Origin of the sequence: Streptomyces sp. NPDC002490 (assembly GCF_040296045.1) — a bacterium.
GTDB lineage: Bacteria > Actinomycetota > Actinomycetes > Streptomycetales > Streptomycetaceae > Streptomyces.
Genome location: NZ_JBEOWM010000021.1, coordinates 39,306 through 62,670 on the forward strand (window position 1 = coordinate 39,306; position 23,365 = coordinate 62,670).

Sequence of the window (23,365 nt, forward strand, 5' to 3'; positions counted from 1 at the left end):
TCTGGAGCGGCTCATGGGGCTGCTGGCCGGGGACGAGAAGCACGACACTGCGGCGACTTCCACCCTGGACGTGCTCTGGGTGCTGTACGACCGGGTCCTCCGGGTGGACCCGGCCACGATCGGAGCGCCGGGCCGGGACCGGTTCCTGCTGTCCAAGGGGCACGGGCCGATGGCGTACTACGCGGTGCTGGCGGCGAAGGGGTTCGTGCCCGAGGAGTGGTTGCCCGGTTTCGGGGAGTACGCGTCCCCGCTGGGGCACCACCCGGATCGGACGCTGGTGCCGGGGGTGGAGATCGGCAGCGGCTCCCTGGGGCACGGGTTGCCGCTGGCCGTGGGCACCGCGCTGGGGCTGCGCGCCCAAGGGCTGGCCGACCCCGCGGTGTGGGTGCTGATCGGGGACGGGGAGCTGGACGAGGGGAGCAACCACGAGGCCATCGCCTTCGCCGGGCCCGCCGCCCTGGACCGGCTCCACACCGTGGTGATCGACAACGCCTCGGCGAGCCGGTCCCGCCCCGGGGGGATCGCCGCCCGGTTCGAGGCGGGCGGCTGGTCCACCGTCACCGTCGACGGACGCGACCACACCGCCCTGTACGCGGCCTTCACCGCCCCGCACCCGGGACGCCCGCACGCGGTCGTCGCCCGGGTCGACGTCTGAACACGGAGAGGCTGATCGATGGAGACGATGCGTGACCGTTTCGCACCCGTGCTGACCGAGCTGCTGGACGAGGACCCCCGGGTGGCCGTGGTGCTCGCCGTGATCGGCTCGGACGGCTTCGCGGAGGCCGCACGCCGGCACCCGGAGCGGGTGATCGACGTGGGCATCCGCGAGCAGTTGCTCGTGGGAGCGGGCGCGGGGCTGGCACTCACCGGACTGCGGCCGGTGGTACACACCTTCGCGAGTTTCCTGGTGGAGCGGCCGTTCGAGCAGATCAAGCTGGACTTCGGCCACCAGGGGGTGGGCGGGGTGCTGGTGAGCGCGGCGGCCTCCTTCGACTGGCCGTCGGGCGGCTTCACCCACATGTCGCCGGGCGACGTGGCACTGCTGGACACGCTGGACGGCTGGACGGTCCACGTCCCCGGGCACCCCGACGAGGCAGAGACCCTGCTGCGGCACGCCGTCGCCGCCGGCGACGACAAGGTGTACGTGCGCCTGTCCGTGCAGTCCAACCCGCGGGCGTGGGACGTCGACGGGGAGCGGTTCCTCACCGTGCGCGACGGCGGGCGGGGGGTCGTGGTGGCGGTGGGACCGACCCTCGGCAACGTGCTGACCGCCACCGAGGGCCTGGACGTCACCGTCCTGTACGCGACGACGGTGCGCCCCTTCGGCGCGACGGCGCTGCACCGGGCGGCGCTGGCCGCCGCGGGACCGCACGGCACGCCGGACGTCGTCCTGGTCGAGCCGTACCTCGCCGGTACGTCCACGGCCGCCGCCAACGACGCACTGGCCGACGTACCCCACCGGGTGCTCGGGCTCGGCGTGGGCCGCCGGGAGCTGCGCCGCTACGGAACGGTCGAGGAGCACGTGGCCGCGCACGGGCTGGACCCCCGCTCGCTGCGCGAGCGGATCACCGGCTTCCTGGGCGACGGTCGGTGACCCGAGTCGGGTGTTCGGCACCTGCGCAGCGCGCCGCGGACTGACCGGGCGGCTCCGCCCGGTCAGTCCGCGTTCGCCACCCGCTGAGGCAGGGGTGGCGGGGCGACCTCACGGTCCGAGCGTCAGCACCGCCTTCCCGCGTAGCCGGCGCGCCAGGAGGTCGTCGATCACCGACCCCACCTCGTGCCACGAGGTGACGCTGCCGACTCCCGGGTCCAGTTGCCCCGCGGCGACCAGGCCGACCAGGTGGGAGAGGTCGGCCGCGAAGCCGTCACCGGGCTGGAAGCCGATGAGCCTCAACTGTCCCTTGACCAGTTGGTAGGGCGCGAGGGGCGTGTCCTGCCAGGAGGTGGCGCCGATGGACACCACCGTGCCGCCCTGGGCCATGTGCCCCAGGATCTCGGCCAGTTGCGGTCCGCCCACGTTGTCCAGCACCACGTCGAGCGGTGCGTCGAGTTCCTTCGGGCCGACGAGGACGTGGTGCGCCCCCAGTTCGACGAGGCCGGCTCCCCGCGCGGGGTTGCCCACCAGGGCGTAGACCTCGGCACCGAGCCGGCGCGCCAGTTGCACGGCGAAGTGCCCGACGCCGCCGGACGCCCCGGTGATCGCCACCCGCTGCCCGGGCACCACACCCGCTTGGCGCAGGGAGCGCAGCGCGGTCAACCCCGCGACGGGCACGGCCGCGGCCTGCGCGAAGGACACCCCGGACGGGAGGACCGCCAGGTCGTCCACGCGGGCCGTGCGGAGTTCGGCCCATCCTCCCGACCGCCCCCAGGTGACGACCCGGGCGCCGGGGGCGGGGCCTCCGCCCGAAGGGGCGGCCCGCTCGACCACGCCTGCCGCGTCCCAGCCGGGGACGGCTTCCGGCGCCGTGTTCAGGTCCGTGGGGATCTCCCCGTAGTTGAGGGAGGTCGCGTGGACTCTCACCAGGACTTCGCCCGGCCCCGGGACCGGGTCCGGGACGGTGGTCAGCCGCAGCCTTCCGGGTGCCTCTCGGTCGACGACCAGCGCGCGCATCGAGCTCAGCCTCCTCATCGGTCGGACACCGTGACCGCGCCGGGACCACCGACGTCGTGGACGTCGCCCGCACGGACCTCGGCACCCGGTGCAACGAAACGGATGCGGGCCGACGCGTCGAGGTCACGTCGCGCCCGCCCTCCCCTACGCTGATCAACCCTACGTCCCCTGGGCGCAGTTGACGGATGGTTGGTCGAGCGGGCGCTCCCGTGGGGCCCGGCCGGCGCCGCCCTAGCCCTCTGCCGGCCCCCGACGGCCGGCACCGCCTCCGGGGTGGACCGCCGGGGGCTGTTCGGGCAGGCTGCCGTGGCCGCCGGCGATCACCGGTGCGGGCCGCGGATCGGCGCGGACCAGCCCCCGGATCGCCGGGACGAGCAACAGGGTCGCGGGGACGGCCACGGCCATGGCCGCGCCGAAGAGCAGGACGCCGTCCCCGCCCGCGGCGGTGGCGGTGGCGGCGGGGCCGGCGAGGGCCTGGCCGACCGGCATCATGGCGAGGGAGCCCGCCACGTCGTAGGCGTGGATGCGGTTGAGCACGTCGGGCGGGACCTGTGTCTGCACGCTGGTGGCCCACATCACGGCCCAGAACGAACCGCCGGCACCGGCGACGGCGGCGCCCAGGCACATGGCCCACACCGGCAGGTTGGCGCCGACGGTCGCCGGATGGGCGGCGAACCCGAAGAGGGCGATCGACCCGGCGCGCAGCATGCGGCGGGGACGCAGACGCAGGGCGATCAGTCCGCCGATGACCGTGCCGGCGCCGAGCGCCGAGTTGACCAGGCCGTAGGCGCGGGGGTCGTGGTCCTGGATGACCTCGGTGGCCACCAGGGGGATGGCGGGACCGGCGACGGCGACGGAGTAGGCGCACCAGATGGCGATCACGCCCCAGAGCCAGGTGCGGGCCCGGAACTCCCGCCAGCCCTCGACCAGGTCGGCGCGGAAGCCGTGGGGGTGGCCTCGGTCGTCCGGGGCGGGCGCGGGGAGGCGCATCAGCACCAGGCACAGGGCGCTCACCCCGTAGGTCGCGGCGTGGGCCGCGAAGACCCCGCCGGCCGAGGAGACGGCGACCAGCAGCCCGGCCAGGGCGGGGCCGGCGAGGTGGGCGGTGGACTCGGCGACGCGGATCGCGCCGTTGGCGGCCTGCACGTCGGCGGCGAGCCGGGGCACCGTGCTGGCGACGCCGGGCTGGAAGATCGCCGCGGCGGCGCCGTTGACCGCGCCGATGACGCAGATCTGCCACAGGACGACGTGCCCGGAGAAGAAGAGGCCGGCGGTGAGGGCCTGGGTGCCCAGGCGCAGCACGTCGGAGCCGATCATCAGCAGTCGGGGGCTGAAGCGGTCCGCGAAGACCCCGCCGAAGATGACCAGGCCGGCGAAGCAGGCCACGGAGGCCGCCATCGCCAGGCCCACCGCCCCCGCTCCGTAGCCGTGTTGGAGGAGACCGGCGGCGAGGGCGACGGGCAGCATGGTGTCGCCGAGCTTGGCGACCGCGCGGGCGGTGAAGAAGAGGTTGAAGTTCCAGGACCAGAGGCGGGGGCGCGACTCGCCGCCCCGGTGGGGGCCGCCTCCGGCTCCGGGGCGAGGGCGCCGGGTGGGCACGGGCGCGCCCGGCCCGGTGGCGTCCTGCGCGGCGGGTCGGTCACCACCGGCGGGCGTTTTGTCCCCGGCCGTCCGGTGCAGCCGTCCGGGCGCGGGACGGCGGAGCGCCGGGCCGTCCGCCCGTCTTCGGCGGGCGGACGGTTTCCCTCGTCGTCCTCCGCCCGTGGAGAAACTCCATGCGTCGGACCCGATCGATATCGCTGGCATCGCCGTCCGTGCCCTCCCCAGTACCCCCGGGTCCGCGGTCCCTTGTCCCCTGGGGTCCCCCGACCCCTGTGCGGATGATGCCAGGTGACCGCGGTCCGCCGAAAGCGGTTTCACCGTGCGGGCGGGGCCCCCAGTCGGGGGTGGGCCTCCACCAGGCGGGTCGGGGCCGCCTGGCGCCAGGAGTCGGCGAGGATGTCGGCCAGTTCCGTCTCGTCCTCCAGGGCGGCCAGGCGCACCCGGACCCAGGCGAACGCCTCTTCGTGGCCGGCGATCCAGAACTTCTCCGGCTCGGCCAGCACCAGTTCGTCGCGCTCCTCCTTGGGGCAGCGGACCGCGATGGAGGTCTCCTGCTCCGGCAGGGTGGCGAACATCTTGCCCGCGACCCGGAACGTGGGCATCTCCCAGGCGGTCTTCTCCGTGGTGTCCGGGAAGGACAGCGCGATCCGGCGTACGTCGTCAGCGTCTGGCATGGCACGAACCGTAGTCAACGCTACTGACAACCGCTCTCCGCCCGTCCCTCACCGGGACCGCGCGGACCTCGCGCCGCTCTCCGGACCGTCGACGCGCTTGTAGAAGAGCGTGGTGGCGCGGAGGGTGCCGTGCGGGTCGGCGGCGTAGTCCGGGATCGTCCCGGCCGCCTCCCAACCCGCGGTCCGGTACAGGCGCTCGGCGGGGCTGTCGGTCTCGGTGTCGAGGCACAGCAGCCGGACGCCCGCTTCGGCGGCCCCTCGTTCGGCTGCGGCGAGCAGCGCGCGGGCCAGTCCCCGGCCGCGCGCCCTGCGGTGCACCATCAGCTTCACGAGTTCGGCGCGGTGCACGCCGTTGGGCGTCTCGGTGAACCGCACGCCCACCGTGCCGGTCGGCCTCGCCGCGTCGAGGGTCACCCAGACCGCGTGCAGCCCGGCGTCGACGGCGGGGGCGGCCCCGCGCCACCAGGCGGCCGCGGCCGCGGGTTCCAGGGAGGCCAGGAATCCGAGGGAGGCCCCCGCGCGCACGGTGTCGACGAGGAGGTCGGCCAACGGGTCGACCAGTTCCAGCAGTTCGGCCCCGGTGCGCAGTCGGGTCACCTCGTCGGCCGGTCCGGGGCCGGCCCGGTCCGGACCCGCCGCCGGGGTCGTGCGGTCGCTGCTCACGGTGTCTCCTCCAGTGCTCGGTGGGGGTGCCCGTCGCCGGGGCGGCGGGACGTGCGGGGCGGGCGCTACCGGACGGCGGGCGCGGTCCCGCGGGCCGCGGCGGCGCCGTCCAGCGCGCTCAGCACGGGACGGATCAGCGGGTGCTCCTCGGCGCCGCAGCGCACCGCGGCGAACACCCGCCGGGTGGGGGCTCCGTCGAGGGGGCGGACCACCACGCCGCCGAGGTCCATGTCGCGTAGGGCGGCCCGGGGCACCAGCGCCACTCCGGCGCCCGCCGAGGCCAGGGCGACCACCGCCCGGAAGTCGTCCGACTGGTGTTCGAGACGGGGGCGGAATCCGGCGTGTTCGCAGGCCAGGACCACCACGTCATGGCAGGGGTTGCCGGGGTAGGGTCCGATCCAGGTGTCGTGGGAGAGTTCCGAAAGCGCTCTCAGCGACCGGAGTCCGGCGAGTGCGTGCCCGAGCGGGAGCACCGCGTCGAACGGTTCGGCATACAGCGGTACCCGGGTCAGTCGGGGGTCGTCCGCGCCGGGCGCGCCCCGGTACTCGACGGCGACCGCGATGTCCACGCGCCGGTCCAGGACCATGGGGAGGCTCGCGTCCCCCTCGGCGTCCTGCACCCGGACCCGGATGCCCGGTGCGTCCGCGGCGAGCCGGGCGAGCGCGGGGGCCACGACCAGCCCGATGCCGGTGGCGAAGGCCGCGACGGTGACCGTGCCGGCGGCTCCCGAGTGGTAGGCGGCGAGTTCCGCGTCGGCACGTTCGAGTTGGGCCAGCACCGCATGCGTGTGGCGGAGCAGGATCTCCCCCGCCGGGGTGAGCCGCACGCCCCGCGCCCCGCGCTCGACGAGGCGGTGACCGGTCTCCTGCTCCAGCGCGGTGAGCTGCTGGGAGACCGCGGACGGGGTGAGGTACAGGGCGGCGGCGGCAGCCGTGACCGTACGGTGGTCGGCCACCGCACGGAGGATGTGCAGCCGTCGTGCCTCGATCATGCGCGTGCCCCGGTCGTCTTGCCTGCTCGGTCAGGTGTCCGATTCTCGCAGGTGTCGCGGCCGGCTCCGGAGCCGCTTGACCTTGACACGGTGACAAGGTCTTCACTGTGGCCGCAGGAGGTGGTCCCGATGGCCATGGAGACGGACCCGAGGACGCCCCGTCCGGGGTTGGAGCACGACAGCGCGTCGGTGCGGCTGCGGGCGGCGCTGGCGATCGGCACCGACCCGGATCCGGCGCAGGTCGGTCCGCTGGTCGAGCGGTGCGCGCAGGAACCCGACTTCTCCGTGCGCGAAATGCTGACGTGGGCGCTCACCCGCCACCCGGCCTCGGTGACGGTCCCGCTGCTGGTCGACGAGGTCCGCACGGGGGGCGCGCAGGCGCGGAGCCAGGCCCTGCACACCCTGTCCAAGATCGGCGATCGGCGGGCCTGGCCGGTGATCACACCGGCGTTGTGGTCGGACCCCGACGAGGAGGTGGCCCGCAGCGCCTGGCGGGCCGCGGTCGCCCTGGTGCCCGAAGGTGAGGAGGGCGCCCTGGCCGTAGGGTTGGCCACGCAGTTCGGTCGCGGGGAACGCGAGACGCAGCTCAGCCTCAGCAGGGCGCTGATCGCGCTCGGGGAGGCGACGGTTCCGGTCCTGGCGGACGCGAGGACGGCCGCCGACCCCCGGGTGCGCGCGCACGCGCTCGCCACGGAACGGCTGCGGCGCGACCCGGACGCCGGATTCGACTTCTCCGTCGAGGAGGCGAAGCGCGTGGTGGCCCTCGGCGGGGCCGGTGAGGAGGAGTGACGGACCGTGTTGATCGGTGAGGTCGCACGCCGTTCCGGGGTCAGCGCCCGCATGCTGCGGCACTACGAGTCGCTCGGCCTGCTGGGAACGACGCGGCGCACCGGCTCCGGCTACCGCGCGTACTCCGACGAGGACATCCGGCGGATCTTCCACATCGAGAGCCTGCGGTCCCTGGGGCTGTCGCTGCGCGACGTCGCCCGGGCCCTCGACGACCCGGGCTTCACACCCGCGGCGCTCGTCGCGGACCTGGTCCGCCGCACCCGGGAGCGCCTCGCGGCGGAGACGGAGTTGCTCACCCGGCTGGGCCGGATCGCCGCGGCGGAACCCGCCGGTTGGGAGGACGTCCTCCGTACCGTCGCGCTCCTCCAGGCACTGGGGTCGCCGAGTGCGCCGGACCGGCAGCGCGCGGCGCTGTCCACGGTCGGCGACCGGCCGGTGCCGGTGGCGGCGCTGGTCGAGGCCGTGCTGGCGGAGCCGGACCCGAACGTCGCCGGTGCCCTGCGATGGGCGCTGGCACGATCGGGCGCGGACGGGCTGGCGCTCCTCGCGGAGGGCCTCGGCTCCCCCGCGGCCGAGGTGCGCGAGCGTGCCGTGCGGACCGTCGCCGAGCTCCCCCGGGACGAGGCGACCGCACTGCTGCGAACCGCCCTCGACCACGCCGACCCGGTGGTGCGCGGCCAGGCCGCCCTGGCGCTCGGCGCACGCGGGCTCACCGAGGCGGTCCCCACGCTCATCGAAATGATCGTCGAGGAGGGCGGGGCGGGCAACGACGCCGACGCGGCCGATGCGCTCGGCGCGCTCGCGGGCGACTCCGCGGCGGCCGACCGGATCGCCGGCGCACTCGTCGCCCACCTCGCCGACGACGCCCTCGGACCGTCGACACGCCGACGGCTGGCACAGGCCCTCGCCGACGTGCCGGGACCGCTGGCCGCCCGCGCCCTCACCGAGCTGTCGCACGACGAGGACCGGGCCGTCGCGCTGACCGCCGCCTACGGGCTCGTGCTGCGCACCCGGCGGTAGGGCGCGCGTCAGCGCGCCGCCCGCTCGGCCGCGAGGTCCGCCCGAGCCGCCACGAAGGCGTCGACGGCCCGGTCCACGTCGGCGGTGGAGTGGGCGGCGGAGAGCTGGACCCGGATGCGGGCCGCGCCCCGGGGCACGACCGGGAACGAGAAGCCGATCACGTACACGCCCCGGTCGAGCAGCAGCTCCGCCATCCGGGCGGCCTCGGCCGCATCGCCGATCATCACCGGGACGATCGGGTGGTCACCGGCCAGGATGTCGAAGCCCTCGGCCGCCATCCGGGTACGGAACCGGGCGGTGTTCTCCACCAGCTGCCGGCGCAGGCCGTCCGCGGACTCCAGCAGGTCCAGGACGGTCAGCGAGGCCGCGGCGATCACCGGGGCGAGGGTGTTCGAGAAGAGGTACGGCCGGGACCGCTGGCGCAGCAGGGCGACGATCTCGGCCCGGGCCGCGACGTAGCCGCCGGAGGCGCCGCCGAGGGCCTTGCCGAGGGTGCCGGTGACGATGTCGACGCGGTCCTCGACGCCGTGCAGGGCGGGGGTGCCCCGGCCGCCGGGGCCGGTGAAGCCGACCGCGTGGGAGTCGTCGACCATGACCATGGCGTCGTAGCGGTCGGCGAGGTCGCAGATCTCGGCCAGCGGGGCCACGTAGCCGTCCATGGAGAACACGCCGTCGGTCACGATCAGGCGGCGGCGCGCCCCGGACGCCGCCTTGAGCTGCTGCTCCAGGTCGGCGAGGTCGCGGTTGGCGTAGCGGAGTCGGCGGGCCTTGGAGAGCCGGATGCCGTCGATGATGGAGGCGTGGTTGAGGGCGTCGGAGATGACCGCGTCCTCCTCGCCGAGGAGGGTCTCGAAGACGCCGCCGTTGGCGTCGAAGCAGGAGGAGTAGAGGATCGTGTCCTCCTGCCCGAGGAAGGCGGAGAGCCTGGCCTCCAACTCCTTGTGGACCTCCTGGGTGCCGCAGATGAACCGCACCGACGCGAGCCCGTAGCCCCAGCGGTCCAGGGCGCCGTGCGCGGCGGCGACCACCTCGGGGTGGTCGGCCAGCCCCAGGTAGTTGTTGGCGCAGAAGTTCAGGACCTCGCCGCGGGCGGGGGACCCGTCGGGGCCGGTGGTGACGCCCACCGTCGCGGACTGCGGGGTGGCCAGCACGCGTTCGGGCTTGTGCAGCCCGGCGGCCCGGATCTCGTCGAGGGTGGCACGCAGGTCGTCACGCACGGAGTCGAACATCGTCGGGTCCAGTCTTCGTAGGGGCGGCGGAGGGGGTGGGTCAGGCGGTCCAGTCGAGGATGACCTTGCCGCCGCGTCCGCTGGCGGCGTCCGCGAAGGCGGCTTCGTGCTCGCGGTAGTCGTAGCGGCCGGTGATGACCGGGGCGAGGTCGAGGCCGCCCTCCAGCAGCACGGACATCGCGTACCAGGTCTCGAACATCTCCCGCCCGTAGATGCCCTTGAGCGTGATCATGGAGGTGACGATCCGGGCCCAGTCGACGGGGAACTCCTCGGTCGGCAGGCCGAGGACGGCGATCCGGCCGCCGTGGGTCATGTTGGCGATCATGTCGCGCAGGGCCTCGGGACGACCGGACATCTCCAGGCCGACGTCGAACCCCTCGCGCAGGCCCAGTGCCCGCTGTCCGTCGGCGACGGTGGCGGTGGAGACGTCGAGGGCGAGGCTGACGCCGATCTTGCGGGCGAGGTCCAGGCGCTCGGGGCTGACGTCGGTGACCACCACGTTGCGGGCGCCGGCGTGCCGGGCGACGGCCGCGGCCATCAGTCCGATCGGCCCCGCACCGGTGATCAGCACGTCCTCGCCGACCAGCGGGAACGTCAGCGCGGTGTGCACGGCGTTGCCGAACGGGTCGAAGACGGCGGCGACGTCGAGGTCCACCGGGGCCCGGTGCACCCACACGTTGGTGGCGGGCAGCGCGACGTACTCGGCGAACGCCCCGTCGCGGCCCACGCCCAGGCCGACCGTGGCACGGCACAGGTGGCGGCGGCCGGCCAGGCAGTTGCGGCAGGTCCCGCAGACCAGGTGTCCCTCGCCGCTGACCCGGTCCCCCACCGCGACGTCCCGCACGTCCCGGCCGATCTCGACGACCTCGCCGACGAACTCGTGCCCGACGACCAGCGGGGTCCGGATCGTCCTGCGCGCCCAGCCGTCCCAGGCCCGGATGTGCAGGTCGGTGCCGCAGATGCCGGTGCGCTGGACCTTGATGAGGACGTCGGCGGGGCCGATCCGGGGATCGGGCACGTCCATGAGCCGCAGTCCCGGTTCCGCTCGGTCCTTGACCAGTGCCTTCATCGCCACGGCTCCCTGTCGTCGTCGCACACCAAGGCACGGCGGAGCAGGGCTCCGCCGTCCGTGGAGGGGTGGTTGACCGGCGGGCGGACGCTGGGGCCCGCATGCCGACGGGACGAATCTGCCGTACGGCGGGGTCCGGGTCCATCGAGGATTTCTTAACCGGAGCCGCAGGTTTGCTACAGGTGGCGGGCGGTCACAGGAAGTCGGCCTCCCGGCGCCGGATCTCCGCGGCGAGTTCCGCGGCCCGGCTCTTGATGGTCTCCAGTCCGGCCCGCCCCCAGGGGCGGGGTTCCGTGTCGATCACGCAGACCGTGCCGAGGGCGATCCCGGTGCGGTCGAGCACCGGCGCACCCAGATAGGTGCGCACCCCGACCTCGTCCACCAGGGGGTTGCCCGCGAACCTCGGGAAGTCCCGCACGTCCTCCAGCACCAGGGCGCGGCGCCGGACGACCACGTACGGGCAGTAGCCCCGTTCGCGGCCCATCCGGCGGCCGGGGGACGACGCCCCGGCCCCGGTTCCGGCGCCCAGCAGGAGCGCGCTGCGCCCGCCCGGGGTGCGCAGGCCGGCGAGGAACTGCTGGTGTTCGTCCACGAAGTTGACGAGGGCGAACGGGGACCCGGTGGTCTCGGCGAGCAGGTCCGCGAACGCGTCGAACACCGGGTCGGGCAGCCCGCCGAGCCCCAGTGCCCGCAGCCGCCGCGCCCGTTCGGGTGCCTCCCGGTCGACCGGGGTGAGCAGGAACGGAACGGGTCGGGCGGCCGGTACCTGCCTCATGCGCGGGCCTCGTGGCCCGTCGGGTGGGCGGGTGCGTACACGAGGAGGTGGCGCACCAGGGTGAGCAGGGTCTGGATGCCGGAGCTGGAGATGCGGGCGTCGCAGCGGACCACCGGGACCTGCGGGTCCAGGTCGATCGCGGCGCGGACCTCCTCGGGGTTGTAGCGGTGGGCGCCGTCGAACTCGTTGACGGCCAGGACGAAGGCGAGGCCGCGCTGTTCGAAGAAGTCCACGGCCGGGAAGCACTCCTCCAGCCGGCGGGTGTCCGCGAGGACGACCGCGCCGAGCGCACCTTCGGAGAGTTCGTCCCACATGAACCAGAACCGTTCCTGGCCGGGGGTGCCGAACAGGTACAGCACGTGCTGCGGATCGAGGGTGATCCGACCGAAGTCCATGGCGACGGTCGTCTCGGTCTTGTTCTCGATGCCCTCCAGGCTGTCGGTCGTCGCGCTGACCGTGGTGAGCAGTTCCTCGGTGCTCAGCGGCGAGATCTCGCTCACGGCGCCGACGAAGGTCGTCTTGCCGACCCCGAAGCCGCCCGCGACGAGGATCTTGAGCGCCGTGGGGAAGGGGTCACAGCTGCCGTCGTAGTCCATCAAGCACTGCCTCCAGAAGGGACCGGTCCGTGGGGTTGTGGAAGAAGGCGGGCGGTTTCGTCGTGAGGGCCCCGCAGTCGACGAGGTCGGAGAGCAGCACCTTGGTGACGGCCGCCGGCAGTCTCAGCTGGGCGGCGAGTTCCGCGACGGAGACGGGCGCGTCGCACAGCGCCAGGGCCTGGGTGTGCTCGGGCCCGAGGTAGCCGAGGGGCCGGGCGCCCGTGGTCATCACCTGCGAGAGCAGGTCGAAGGAGGTCGAGGGCCGGGTGCGGCCGTTGCTCACGGTGTAGGGGCGCACCAGCCGTCCGGCCGCCTCGTCGAGCCACGGCCCGTCCGTGGGGGCGACGGTGCTCAACGCGGTGTCCCGGTGGGCACGACGGCGGAGGCCGTCTGGCGCGGGGCGGTCATGAGGTACGGGCGCACGCTCTTGACCAGCATGGCCATCTCGTAGCCGAGGACGGCGGCGTCGGCGCTGCGGTCGGCGAGGACCGCCAGGCAGGTGCCCGATCCGGCGGCGGACACGAACAGCAGGGTGTCGTCGAGTTCGACCACGACCTGCCGGACGTCCCCGCCGTCGCCGAAGCGGATGCCGGCGCTGCGGCCGAGCGAGTAGAGGCCGGACGCCAGTGCGGCCATGTGGTCGGCGCCGTCCGGTTCGAGGCCGTGCACCGACTTGACCAGTCCGTCCGAGGACAGCAGGACCGCGCTGCGGGTGTGCGGCACCCGCTGGACCAGTCCGCTCATCAGCCAGTCGAGGTCGGTCGTCTGGCCGGACTGCACATCGCTCGCCATGGTGGTTGGGCTCCTTGGGGTACAAGCGGTACGAAGAGGGGTGCGGGGGTCAGCGTCCGGGGGGCGGGGGGCCCTGGTCGGGCGCGGGCCGGGGGTTCCCGGCAGCGGCCGGCGGGGCGGCCGACTGGGCTGCGGTGAAGGCGCTGAGCGCCAGGTCGTGGATGGGCGTGCGGGTGAGGGCCGGCAGCTCGTGGGCGGGGACGTCCAGGGCGGTCAGCACGGCCGGCTTCGTGGGCGGCGCGTGGTCCACCGGGGGGTGGTCCCGGGCCGTGGGGGGCTGCGGCCGGCCGGCCGCGGGGGCGGGGGCGGACGTGTGGCGGGCTTGCGGAACGGCCCGGGCGGCGGGGAGGCGGGCCTCGTCCTGCACGCGTTGGGCGTGCTGGGCCTCGGCCAGGTCCACCCCGCGTTGGAAGGCGGCCATCAACCCCGGGTCGGCCTCGGCCGACGGGCCGGGGGCGGGACGGCTCGGGGCCTGCCGGAGTTGCGGGACGAGGTGCTCCTGCGCACGGCGCCGGGGCAGGTGGGGGCGGTCCGGCGCGGGGGCGGGGGCCGTCCGCGAGCCGAGTCGTCGGGTGGGGCGCTCCTCGGCGAAGTCGTCGCCCCGCGGTCGAGGGGCGCCCCCGGGGGCGGGGGCCGGGGGGAGGGCGGCCGGGTCGCCGGGGACGGGGCGGGAGCGGGTCGCGTGCCCGTCGGGCGCGGGACCGGCGGGGATCCGGGGGCGGGACCGGGAGTCCCGGACCGGGAGGGAGCCCGAGCCGCCGCGCGGCGGCTGGGGAGCGGCTCCGCCGGTACCGGGGGGCGGAACGGGCACCACGGCCCGGGAGCCGAGTCGCAGGGCCCCGGGGGAGGACGGCCGTCCGGTGGGGGCGGTGGTGCCCCCGGCGCCGGACGGGAGGCTCGGGGCCGGGGTGCCGCCGCCGGCGCCCAGCAGGTCCTGGGGCAGCACCAGGACGGCCTGGGTGCCGCCGTAGATGTTGCTCTGGAGTCGGACGACGATGCCGTGCCGATGGGCGAGTTGGGAGACCACGAGCAGACCGATGCGTCCGTCCTGGAGGAGGCTCGCGACCTTGAGCTGGTCGGGGGCCGCCAGCAGGTCGTTCATCCGGGCCTGTTCCTCGACGGGCATTCCCAGCCCGCGGTCCTCGACCTCGATGGCGATGCCGGAGGCGACCGGGGCGACCCGCAGCAGCACCTGGGTGTGCGGGGCGGAGAACACGGTGGCGTTCTCCACGAGTTCGGCCATCAGGTGGACGACGTCGGCGACGGCGTGGCCGCGCAGGGTGCCGTCGAGGGGGGGCACCAGCCGCACCCGCGCGTACTGCTCCACCTCGGCGACGGCGGAGCGCATCACCTCGTGCAGGGAGACCGGGGTGGTCCACTGCCGGCGGGAGACCGCGCCGCCCAGGACGGCGAGGTTCTCGGCGTGGCGGCGGATCCTGGTCGCGAGGTGGTCGACGTGGAAGAGGCCCTTGAGGAGCTCCGGGTCCTCGACCTCGTTCTCCAACTCGTCGAGGATCGTGATCTCGCGGTGCACCAGGGACTGAAGTCGGCGCGCGAGGTTGACGAACACCTCCACCTTCTGTTCGCTGCCGGCCCGGCCGGACAGGTGGGCGGCGTGGTGCACGGCCCGTTCGGAGGTGGCGCGGGCGTGTGCCAGTTCGCGGGCGAGCCGGGTGAACTCGTCGTCGGCGGAGGTGGCTTCGGGCTCGGGGGCGTCGGTGAGCGGGGGCGGTTCGGGGGTGACCTCCCCCCGGTCGAGCGCCGCCACCAGCTCCCGGACCGCTTCCCGGCCCTCGATGCTGGTCCTGCGCAGGGCGCCCAGCCGGTCGCCGAGGGCGCGGGCGGCGCGGCGGGCCGCCACGGCGGCGATGACGATCCCGGCCAGGGCGACGGAGAGCGCCCCGGCGAGGACGGCCCAGAGGACGATCCCGGCGGGGGTGGTGGAGGCCCGTACGGTGAACAGTACGGCGGCGGTGGCGCTGAGGGCGACGGCGACGGCGGGCAGCACGGCGATCCGCAGCAACTGCGCCCGTATGTGGGGCTCGGGCAGGGGGAGGGCTGTGCCGCCCGGTCCGCCGTGTCCGGTGTCGTCCCGGCGGTCTGCGCGTACGGCCGGTGCGCGGAGGTGTGGCATCGGTGTCCTTCTCGGGTCCAGCTGGACTGCCGGGTGCGGGGACGGGCACGCGGACGGGACCACGCCCGTCCGCGCTCCGTTTCGTCACCCGGCGACCACACACCGTAGTCGCCCTTCGTGCGGCCGCGTCCCGTAGTTGGAGAACTCCGGCGCGGAACGTCCCGCTCTGGTATGAGGCTCCGCACGGACATCCGAAATCGCCAACCTCCCTGGTTCGGGAGCGTGTTCGAGGGACGGTCAGCCGGGTCGGGGGCCGGTGTCCCGAAGGAAGGAGCCGATGTGGGCGGCGAGGACCTCCGGCTGGTCCTCGGGGAGGAGGGTGTAGCTGTCGGCGATCTCCACGTGGCGGGCGTTCGGCAGGATCTCGGCGAGCCGCCGGCCGTGGGCGGGGGGCATCACCTTGTCCTCGGCCGCCCAGGCCACCAGGGCGGGGCCGGTGAACCCGGCCAACGCATCCGTCCACCGCAGCAGTTCGGCCTTCGGCGGGACGCCGAGGACGTACCTGCGCAGGTCCCGCAGGACGCCGGGGGTGGTCCACGCGGGACGGAACCAGGCGTCCATCACCTCGGGCTCCACCGGCCGCTTGGACATCCACCCCCAGGTCATCGGGAGCCGACGCAGGGGACGCCACCGCAGGGCGGCGAACGCCAGGCGCAGACCGCCGGGCACCTTGGCCGAACGGACCAGGTTCGCCCCGGGCAGCCCGGGCGGGAAGTTGTCGAACGCCTCGCAGGAGGTGATGACCAGGCGGCCGATCCGCTCGTCCCGGCCGAGGGCCACCAGGGCGAGCGCACCGCCCCAGTCGTTGACGGCCAGGGCGACGTCGCGGAGGTCCAGCGCCTCCAGGAACTCCGCGACCAGCCCGGCGACCCCGGCGACGGACAGGTCGGCGTCCTCCCGCATGGGCGTGCGGTGACCGCCGAGCGGGAGGGTGGGCACCACCACGCGGTGGTCGGGCGTCAGCGAGGGGACCACGGACCGCCACAGCGTGCCGTCCATGGCGACCCCGTGCAACAGCACGACGACGGGGCCGTCGCCGCCGCTGTCCGTGTACTCCACCGTCCCCGCCGACAACAGCACCCGAGCCATGTGGCCCTCCCCCTCACGACCTTGGGGCTCCGGCCGCCCCGTGAACGTCCTGGCGTCCACACGCTATCGGGGACCGGGCGGCGAGGCCCGTCGGGCGCCCCCTTCCGGACGCCTCCTCAGGCGGCGACCGCCTCCACCACGCTGAGCACGGTCGGGGTGTCCACCACCCGGTTCAACCGCAGCCCGGCCGCGGCGAACAGGGTCCGGAACTCCTCGCGGGTGCGTTCGCGGCCCACCAGCGAGGCCATCATCAGCAGGTCCAGGTCCTTCGCCTGGTGGGGACGCCCGTCGGACCGCACCACGGCGTCGACGATCAGGACCCGGCCACCGGGTGCCAGCGCCCGGCGGCAGTGGCTCAACACCCGTACGCACTGGTCGTCCTGCCAGTCGTGCAGGATCCGTTTGAGGACGAGGAGGTCCCCCGTCGGCACCGCGTGGAAGAAGTCGCCCTTCTCGGTCCTCCACCGGCCGGTGAGGGCCGCCTCCCCGGCCAGCCGGTGGCCGGCGAGCACGTGTCCGCGGTCGTGGAGGACACCGGTCAGCCCGGGGGCGCGGCGCAACGCGGCGGCGAGGAATCCGCCTCGGCCGCCGCCGATGTCGACCACGGTGCCGGTGGCCGGGAAGTCGTAGGCGTCCGCGATCGGTCCGTCCTCGACGGAGGACATGGCGGCCATGCCGTCGTGGAACACGGCCGCGGTCGCCGGGTCCTTCGCGAAGTGGTCGAAGAAGGGCCGGCCGAAGACCTCCGGGAAGACGGACTCCCCGGTCCGCAGGCAGTGGTCGAGACGTGCGGCCGGATCCCAGAAGGCGGGGTCGGTGAGCATCAGCACGGCGTCGCGCAGCGATCCGCCCTCCCCGCCGCACAGCGACCGCCCCTCCTCGGTCAGCGCGAACCGCCCCTGCGGGTCCTCGGTGAACACGCCGCGGGTGGCCAGCAGGCGCAGCACCCGGTGGAGGGCGTCCGCGTCCAGGCCGCTGGCCGCGGCCAGTTCGGGGGCGGTCAGCGGTCCCCCGGCGAGGTGGTCCGCCACCCTGCACGAGGCGACGGCGCGCAGTGCGGCCGGCACCACGTAACCGAGCACCTCGTCGAGCAACCGGATGCCGGGCACCCTCCGTTCGGCGCTCCCGGCATCTCCTGCACGCTCCGTCATCGCGCCTCCCTCGGTCTCGTTCACCGGTCCGTCCCTGCCCTTCCCCTCCCGGTGGCCCGCCACCCGCGACGACCTCGACGAACACGCGTGCGACCCGATGCGGGTGGGTCTCCCCGGTCCGTCAGCCGGGCGGGGCGGCGAAGGCCCCGCCGGCGCCGAAGGCGTGCCGTGCGAAGTTCTCGGCGATGCGCCGGTGCCCCGCCGGATCGGGGTGCACGGCATCCGGCAGCGGGAACTCCTCGTGGTCCACCTCCCCGTAGAGCGCGCGCCCGTCGAGGTGGTGCAGGTGCGGGTCCTCGTCCGACCGCTCGGCGACGATCCGGGCGAGTGCGTCGCGGATCACGGTGAGCGTCAGCCGGCCGGCGGACCGTTCGGCCGGGTCGCCGACGGCCTTGAACCGCAGGGTGCCCCCGGTGAAGTCGGGGGCGAGGGGGCCCGGGGTGTCCTCGTGGACCGGACAGAGCAGGGGGGACACGAGCAACAGCGGTGTGGTCGGATGCCCTTCGCGGAGGGTGTCCAGGAAGCCGTGGACGGCGGGGACGAAGGCGCGCAGCCGCATCGCGTCGGTGTTGACGACGTTGATGCCGATCTTCACGCTGATCAGGTCCGCGGGGGCGTCGCGCATCGCGCGGGCGGTGAACGGGTCGAGCAGGGCTCCGCCGCCGAATCCCAGGTTGACCAGTTCCACGCGGGCCCGGGCGGCGGCGAGGGCCGGCCAGGTGGCGGTGGGGTGGGTGGCGTTCGAGCCGTGGCTGAGCGAACTGCCGTGGTGCATCCACACCGGGCGCCCGCGGTCCGGGGCCGGCTCGACCGGGGCGTCGGTGCGCAGGGCGATCAACTCGGTGATCTCCGTGTGCGGGAGCCAGATCTCGACGTCCTTGTCCCCCGCGGGCAGGTCGGTGAAGCGAGCGGTGCCGGCGGGGCCGGGGAGCACCTCCACCGAGGAGGAGGCCGGGTCGAGGATGCGGAGGTTGCCGCCGGCCACCGTGGTGCGGGCGGTGAGCCGACCGTCCACCAGCAGGTCGTACACCCCGTCCGCCGGGTCCGGGAGACCGCGGTAGCGCCGTTTGGTGGGCAGCACGTCCACCGCGACGGTGGTGGCCCGGGTGCGGAAGACCAGCCGCACGCCGGAGGGCTGGGCCTCGGCGGTGGCCAGTTGGTCGTCGGGGATCTGTCGCCGGGCCCGGGCGGGCAGCCGGTGCGGCAGCAGGCCGTGCGCGGTGGTCTCCGCGTCGAGGTGGCCGCGCAGGAGGTCGGTGGTGATCGGGGTGGTGATCCGGGCGTGGTCGGTGGTCATCGTGCGCGTCTCAGTCCCTCGGTCGGGGGTGTGGTGCCGCGTGCCCGGGGGCCGGGGCCCCGCCCCGGGTGCGTAGCAGGGCGTCCAGGGAGTCCACGATCCAGGCCCAGGACTCCCGCGCGTCGACGGCCGTGTGGGCGAAGCCGCCGGCCGCCTCCAGGCTGATGTAGCCGTGGAAGACGCTGCCGAGCAGGCGGACCGCGTGCGTCTGTTCCGGCTCGCCCAGGTCGTAGCCGCGCAGCACGGCCCGGGCCATCCGGGCGTGCCGCACCCCGGCGCTGGCCGCGGCGGTCTCGGGGTCGAGCCGGAGCCGGGCCGCGTCGTAGCGGCCCGGGTGCTCCCGGGCGTAGTCGCGGTAGGCCGCCGCGAAGGCCGCCAGGGCGTCCCTGCCGGCCCGGCCGGCCAGGGCGTCGGCGCACCGGTCGGCGAGTTCCTCCAGGGCCAGCAGGGCGATCCTGGTCCTGAGGTCCTGGGAGCCCTTGAGGTGCGAGTACAGGCTGGCGACCTTGACGTCGAACCGCCGGGCCAGCGCCGAGACGGTCACCTGGTCGAATCCGACCTCGTCGGCGAGTTCGGCCCCCGCCAGCACGAGGCGCTCCACGGACAATCCGGCTCGGGCCATGAACCTTCTCCCTCTAGGCGAAAGCCATTATGTATGTGGCTAAAGCCTTTAGGCAAGAGTGGAGGGGGCGTCCGTCACCGCCGTCCCGGAGCCGGCGCGCCGGTCGGGACTCCGCAGGGCACCCCCGAGGCGGCCCGCTCGGCGAGGGCGCGGTAGGAGACCTTGCCGGTCGGCCCCAGGGGCATCTCCTCGACCAGCAGCAGGTGTTCCGGGTGCTTGTGCCGGGCCAGTCCCCTGGCCCGCAGATGGGCGACCACCGTGTCCAGGGTGGGCGCCGCGGCACCGGGCGCCGGGCGGACGCAGGCGCACAGACGCTCGCCGAGGTCGGCATCGGGCACCGGCACGCAGGCCACCTCCGCGATCGTCGGGCAGGTGCCCAGCTCCGCCTCCACCTCCGCCGCGCTGATGTTCCGGCCGCCACGGACGACGATCCGCTTCGACCGTCCCAGCACGTGCAGCCGCCCCAGGGCGTCCAACCGGCCCAGGTCCCCGGTGCGCACCCAGCCGCCGTCCGGGCTGCGGTAGCGGGCGTCCAGCTCGGGGGCGTCGACGTAGCACAGGGGCGTCATGGGGCCGAGCGCCTCGATCTGTCCCGCCCGCCCCCGCGGCAGCACCCGGCCGTCCGGGGCCGTGATCCGGATGCGGGCGACCTCCGGATCGGGGGTGCCGGTACTGCCCGCGACCGGGACGCGCTCGCCGGCGGTGTGGCAGTTCACCCCGTCCGAGGACCCGTACACCGTGATCACCGGACGGCCGAAGCGGGACCGGCACAACAGGGCCGTCGACGCGGGCAGGGCAGCACCGCTGGAGACCACGGCGCGCAGGGACGAGAGGTCCTCACCGGCCGTGCGGGGCAGGTCGGCGATCCGACGGAGCATGGTCGGCACCCCGAAGAGGTGCGTCGGGCGGTGCGCGGCGACGAGTCGGAGCGCGTCGCCCGGGTCGAAGGACTCCTGCACGACGAGCGTGCCGCCCAGCACGGCCAGGGTGACGGGGGTGCCGAGCGAGCCGAAGGACGAGGCCAGCGACACCAGCACCAGGTGGCGCGGGGGCACGGACGTCTCGGGGTGCAGGGCACGGACGTAGCGGGCCCGCCCCCCGGCCAGGGCCTGATGGCTGTAGGCGACCATCGTGGGTTCGGCCTCCGAACCCGAGGAGACCAGGATGCGCGCCGGCCCGTAGGGGTCGACGCACCGCTGCGGAGGGGCGGAAGGGGTCCCGGGGACGTCCTCGGCGCCGGGGACCAGGACCGCACACGGCAGGAGCGGTGCCGCGAGCGCCGCCCGTTCGTCCGCCGGGAGGACCACGGCCCGGGCCCGGCTGCGCTCCACCAGTCGGCGCAGGTCCCGGTCGTCACCGCCGGGCGGCACCGGCAGGGCGACCGCGCCGCAGGCGTACACCGCCAACTCCGCCGCGACCGCGTCCCGTCCGTTGGGCAGCCGCAGCGCCACCACGTCCCGGGGGCGCACCCCGGCCCGCGCCCACCGCGCCGTCCACCGGAGGACCAGGTCGTGCAGGGCGGCGTAGTCGAGGACCCCGACCGGATCCACCAGGGCGTCCCGGTCCGGGTGGGCCCGGACCCGCCGGACGAACAGGGTGTACAGGTCGTCGTCCGGGCACAGGCCCGCCCTCGCCCAGGCCGCGCGCCGGGCCCGGGGCACCAGATCGGGGAAGGCGAGTCCGGCCCGCGAGGTCCACGCCCCGGCCGGGGCCACGGCGGGGGCGTCCTCGTGGAGCGGTCGTGCCGTCGGGCTCACGCGAACTCCCAGGGGGCGGCCGGTCGGGCGGGGACCGGTGGGCGGGCGTCGGGCTCGGCCGGCAGGACCGCCGAGCGGAAGTCCGGGTCCTGCGGCAGGGTCGCCAGGTCCGTGCGGACGGGGACCGCGGACAGGCCGGACGAGGCGAGGTGCGCCACCAGTTCCGCACTGGTCAGGGTGTGGCCGGGGGCGGGGAGGTGCGGCAGGCCCCCCGGTCGGGAACGGGCCTCCCGGCCCAGGTACACATGGCCGTCCGCGGTGGGCAGGGGCAGGTCCCGGGGCGTCCAGCGGGCCCGCCGCGCGGGGCGGGGCACCAGTGCCGCGGCGGAGGCCAGGGAGGATTCGACCCGGGCGCCGCGTCCGGTCCGCTCCCGGGAGAGCAGCGCGGCGAGCACGCCCTGTGCGCAGACCAGACCGCCGAGCACGTCGGTGAGGGTCATCAGGGACGGCGCCGGCGGGGTGCCGGCGGGGCGCACGGCCGCGGCGAGCCCGTCGTGGACCTGGGCCAGGTAGTCGGTGCCGAGCACCGGCCGGTCACCGAGCGCGGAGCCGAACCCCGAGGCCCAGGCGTGGACCAAGCCGGGACTGTCGGCGGTCAGTGCGGGGGCGTCGAGGCCGAGCCGTTCGGCCCTGCCCGGTGCCCAGTTGTGCAGGAAGACGTCCGCGTCGGCGGCGAGTTCCCGCACCGTCGCCCGGCCGGCCGGGGTGGTGAAGTCCGCCTCGACGACCCGTTTGCCGGCGTTCAGGGCCGCGAACCGGGCGGAGCACTCCCCGACCATCGGGGGCAGCCAGCGCATCGGGTCGCCGCCCGGCTGTTCGATGCGGACGACCTCGGCGCCCAGGAGCCGCAACAGGTGTCCGGCGAGCGGGCCCTGGACCCGGCGGGTGGACTCCACCACGCGCAGTCCGTGCAGGGGTGCCGTGGCCGTACCGCCGGCCGGCCGGGTGCGGGGGCGCCGGGGCGCGGGGGCCGTCGGGTGCAGTGTCCAGGGCTCGGGCCCGGTGATCGGCGCGGGGTCGTCCCCGACGACGAGCAGGCTGACCCCGGTGGCCTCCGCGACGGCCCGCAGCACGGCCGACGGGGTGCCGGCGGCGGCGGCGCGCAGGGTGGACGGCAGGGGGCACACGGCGGTGGCGAACCGCTGCTGGAAGGGTCGCCAGCCCCGGCCCGCGGTACCGGGCGGGAGCCCGAGCCGGGTCCAGAAGTCCCGCCAGGCGTCGGGGTCCAGGGTCTCGATCTCCACCCGGACGCCGTCCGCCGACACCAGGGTCGCCGTACCCGGCCGCTCGGGGGGTTCGGCCTCGTCCGGGTGCCGGGCGGTGGCCGCCGCGAGGTACTGGGTCACGGCCACCAGCGCGCCCTGGGCCACCGAGGTGCGCACCGTGCTCAGTGCGAGGCCCCTGGCCCGGGCGAGCAGGACGGCGGTGGCGCCCTGGGCCGCGAGCGCTCCGGCCACCACCGAGGCGTAGTCCACGGCCAGGGGGAGCGGCCCGCCGGTCGCCCGGCCGTGGACGTGCATGATGCCGCACACCGCCTGCACCGAGCGCTCGTCGGTCAGTTCGGCCCGTACCGGTCCGGCCCAGTCGACCTCGTACGGGACGGGTTCCTGGTCGGGTGCGGCGCGGCGCAGGAGGCGGGCGGCCACCTGCCGGGCGACCTGCGGCCGGAGGACGGTCGGGGTCGTCGTCACCGTGGCCCTCCCCCGGGCCGGCGGCCCTGCACCGAGTAGAAGGGGCTGGAGGCGGCCCGGAAGGAGGGGTCGCGCATCAGGGTGCGCACCCGCGTCAGGTCCTCGTCGGTGAGCCCCTGCGCCCGCAGCCGGTCCCGCAGGTTGTGGGTGTGGTTGTGCTGGAGGCCCAGACCGGGTTCCCCGGCGTGCCGCACCGTCAGGTGGATCTGCACGTCGATGTCGGTGAGGCCGGCCGCCCGCATCGCCGCGGGGGCCTCGCGGCCCCAGTGCGGATCGCCGCCGGCCGCCCGCATCGCCGCGGTCTTCGCCGTCAGGAAGCGCCGGTAGAGCGCCCCGGACGCGCGGTCCGGGGTGAGCAGCGGGGGCTCGTAGGACGCGTCGATCTCATCGACCTGGAGCACCCCGCCGGGCCGCAGCGCGCGCACCAGGACGCCGAGCACGGCCTCGCGCGCGGGCAGGTGCTGGAGGACCAGCCGGGCGACGACCAGGTCGTACGTCGACTCCGGCAGCGGGTCGACGGCCAGGTCCAGGGCCGCCACCTCCAGGTGCGGGCCCGGGCTCAGGTCGCGCGGGTCGACGTCGGTGGCGAGCACGCTGCCGCCCGGGGCGACCCGGTCGGCCAGCCAGCGGGCGACGCTGCCGCCGCCGGCCCCGACCTCCAGGCAGCGCCAGCCGGGACCGACGCCGAGCGCGGCCAGACGGGGCAGGGTGACGGGGTCGTAGGCGGCGGCCAGCCAGCGTTGTTGGTCCCGGCTGTGCGCGGTTCCGTTGCCGAAGACGCGGTCGTCGGACGGGGGCATCGGGTTCTCCTG

The 23,365-nt window shown here is 75.2% G+C and carries 23 protein-coding genes; 4 read left to right on the plus strand and 19 right to left on the minus strand.

Annotated features, from left to right (window positions below):
• Positions 1-13: 13 nt before the first annotated feature.
• Together ABT092_RS15715 and ABT092_RS15720 are read left to right on the plus strand one after the other, a co-directional pair.
• Complete coding sequence (locus ABT092_RS15715; RefSeq protein WP_351244156.1) at positions 14-655, plus strand: thiamine pyrophosphate-binding protein; 642 nt, start codon at positions 14-16, stop codon at positions 653-655.
• An 18-nt stretch (positions 656-673) separates the two neighbouring features.
• On the plus strand, positions 674-1,594 hold the full coding sequence (locus tag ABT092_RS15720; RefSeq protein WP_351244027.1) for a transketolase family protein: 921 nt from the start codon (positions 674-676) through the stop codon (positions 1,592-1,594).
• 108 nt (positions 1,595-1,702) lie between these two features.
• On the opposite strand, the gene ABT092_RS15725 is transcribed toward ABT092_RS15720, so the two are convergent.
• The 5 genes from ABT092_RS15725 to ABT092_RS15745 form a co-directional block, all read right to left on the minus strand.
• Positions 1,703-2,629: a zinc-binding dehydrogenase gene (locus tag ABT092_RS15725; protein ID WP_351244028.1), complete on the minus strand. Its 927-nt coding sequence runs from the start codon at positions 2,627-2,629 to the stop codon at positions 1,703-1,705.
• A 213-nt stretch (positions 2,630-2,842) separates the two neighbouring features.
• On the minus strand, positions 2,843-4,210 hold the full coding sequence (locus tag ABT092_RS15730; protein ID WP_351244030.1) for an MFS transporter: 1,368 nt from the start codon (positions 4,208-4,210) through the stop codon (positions 2,843-2,845).
• 317 nt (positions 4,211-4,527) lie between these two features.
• Positions 4,528-4,887, minus strand: a complete 360-nt coding sequence (locus tag ABT092_RS15735) for an MmcQ/YjbR family DNA-binding protein (protein ID WP_351244032.1) — start codon at positions 4,885-4,887, stop codon at positions 4,528-4,530.
• 48 nt (positions 4,888-4,935) lie between these two features.
• Positions 4,936-5,484, minus strand: a complete 549-nt coding sequence (locus tag ABT092_RS15740) for a GNAT family N-acetyltransferase (protein WP_351244157.1) — start codon at positions 5,482-5,484, stop codon at positions 4,936-4,938.
• A gap of 131 nt (positions 5,485-5,615) precedes the next feature.
• On the minus strand, positions 5,616-6,542 hold the full coding sequence (locus ABT092_RS15745) for a LysR family transcriptional regulator (protein ID WP_351244034.1): 927 nt from the start codon (positions 6,540-6,542) through the stop codon (positions 5,616-5,618).
• Positions 6,543-6,671: 129 nt separating this feature from the next.
• Here ABT092_RS15745 and ABT092_RS15750 point away from each other — a divergent pair, with 129 nt between their 5' ends.
• Both ABT092_RS15750 and ABT092_RS15755 read left to right on the plus strand, forming a co-directional pair.
• On the plus strand, positions 6,672-7,331 hold the full coding sequence (locus ABT092_RS15750) for a HEAT repeat domain-containing protein (RefSeq protein ID WP_351244036.1): 660 nt from the start codon (positions 6,672-6,674) through the stop codon (positions 7,329-7,331).
• A gap of 6 nt (positions 7,332-7,337) precedes the next feature.
• Complete coding sequence (locus ABT092_RS15755; protein ID WP_351244038.1) at positions 7,338-8,351, plus strand: MerR family transcriptional regulator; 1,014 nt, start codon at positions 7,338-7,340, stop codon at positions 8,349-8,351.
• An 8-nt stretch (positions 8,352-8,359) separates the two neighbouring features.
• Here the strand turns inward: ABT092_RS15755 and ABT092_RS15760 are convergent, their stop codons facing one another.
• The 14 genes from ABT092_RS15760 to ABT092_RS15825 form a co-directional block, all read right to left on the minus strand.
• A complete protein-coding gene (locus tag ABT092_RS15760) occupies positions 8,360-9,580 on the minus strand; it encodes a glycine C-acetyltransferase (RefSeq protein ID WP_351244040.1) in 1,221 nt (406 codons plus the stop codon).
• 40 nt (positions 9,581-9,620) lie between these two features.
• Complete coding sequence (gene tdh, locus ABT092_RS15765; RefSeq protein WP_351244042.1) at positions 9,621-10,649, minus strand: L-threonine 3-dehydrogenase; 1,029 nt, start codon at positions 10,647-10,649, stop codon at positions 9,621-9,623.
• 193 nt (positions 10,650-10,842) lie between these two features.
• Positions 10,843-11,424: a GAF domain-containing protein gene (locus tag ABT092_RS15770; protein WP_351244044.1), complete on the minus strand. Its 582-nt coding sequence runs from the start codon at positions 11,422-11,424 to the stop codon at positions 10,843-10,845.
• On the minus strand, positions 11,421-12,020 hold the full coding sequence (locus ABT092_RS15775) for a GTP-binding protein (RefSeq protein WP_351244046.1): 600 nt from the start codon (positions 12,018-12,020) through the stop codon (positions 11,421-11,423). Before ABT092_RS15775 ends, ABT092_RS15770 begins: the two co-directional genes overlap by 4 nt.
• A complete protein-coding gene (locus tag ABT092_RS15780; protein WP_351244048.1) occupies positions 11,998-12,375 on the minus strand; it encodes a DUF742 domain-containing protein in 378 nt (125 codons plus the stop codon). The genes ABT092_RS15775 and ABT092_RS15780 overlap by 23 nt, the downstream gene beginning before the upstream one ends.
• Entirely contained in the window at positions 12,372-12,812 is a 441-nt protein-coding gene (locus tag ABT092_RS15785) for a roadblock/LC7 domain-containing protein (RefSeq protein WP_351244050.1), read from the minus strand. The genes ABT092_RS15780 and ABT092_RS15785 overlap by 4 nt, the downstream gene beginning before the upstream one ends.
• A gap of 49 nt (positions 12,813-12,861) precedes the next feature.
• Positions 12,862-14,946, minus strand: coding sequence for an ATP-binding protein (locus tag ABT092_RS15790; RefSeq protein WP_351244052.1), 2,085 nt, complete (start codon positions 14,944-14,946; stop codon positions 12,862-12,864).
• Positions 14,947-15,183: 237 nt separating this feature from the next.
• The gene (locus ABT092_RS15795; protein ID WP_351244054.1) at positions 15,184-16,035 is read right to left on the minus strand and encodes an alpha/beta fold hydrolase; all 852 of its coding nucleotides are present in this window, start codon (positions 16,033-16,035) and stop codon (positions 15,184-15,186) included.
• A 116-nt stretch (positions 16,036-16,151) separates the two neighbouring features.
• The gene (locus ABT092_RS15800) at positions 16,152-17,186 is read right to left on the minus strand and encodes a methyltransferase (RefSeq protein ID WP_351244056.1); all 1,035 of its coding nucleotides are present in this window, start codon (positions 17,184-17,186) and stop codon (positions 16,152-16,154) included.
• Between the two features lie 121 nt (positions 17,187-17,307).
• Complete coding sequence (locus tag ABT092_RS15805; protein ID WP_351244058.1) at positions 17,308-18,483, minus strand: GDSL-type esterase/lipase family protein; 1,176 nt, start codon at positions 18,481-18,483, stop codon at positions 17,308-17,310.
• Positions 18,484-18,493: 10 nt separating this feature from the next.
• Positions 18,494-19,105, minus strand: a complete 612-nt coding sequence (locus tag ABT092_RS15810; RefSeq protein WP_351244060.1) for a TetR/AcrR family transcriptional regulator — start codon at positions 19,103-19,105, stop codon at positions 18,494-18,496.
• A 74-nt stretch (positions 19,106-19,179) separates the two neighbouring features.
• Complete coding sequence (locus tag ABT092_RS15815; RefSeq protein ID WP_351244061.1) at positions 19,180-20,862, minus strand: class I adenylate-forming enzyme family protein; 1,683 nt, start codon at positions 20,860-20,862, stop codon at positions 19,180-19,182.
• Positions 20,859-22,553 (minus strand): CoA transferase, encoded by a 1,695-nt coding sequence (locus tag ABT092_RS15820; RefSeq protein WP_351244063.1) that lies wholly within the window; start codon positions 22,551-22,553, stop codon positions 20,859-20,861. Before ABT092_RS15820 ends, ABT092_RS15815 begins: the two co-directional genes overlap by 4 nt.
• The gene (locus ABT092_RS15825; RefSeq protein ID WP_351244065.1) at positions 22,550-23,353 is read right to left on the minus strand and encodes a methyltransferase; all 804 of its coding nucleotides are present in this window, start codon (positions 23,351-23,353) and stop codon (positions 22,550-22,552) included. The genes ABT092_RS15820 and ABT092_RS15825 overlap by 4 nt, the downstream gene beginning before the upstream one ends.
• Positions 23,354-23,365 lie beyond the last annotated feature (12 nt).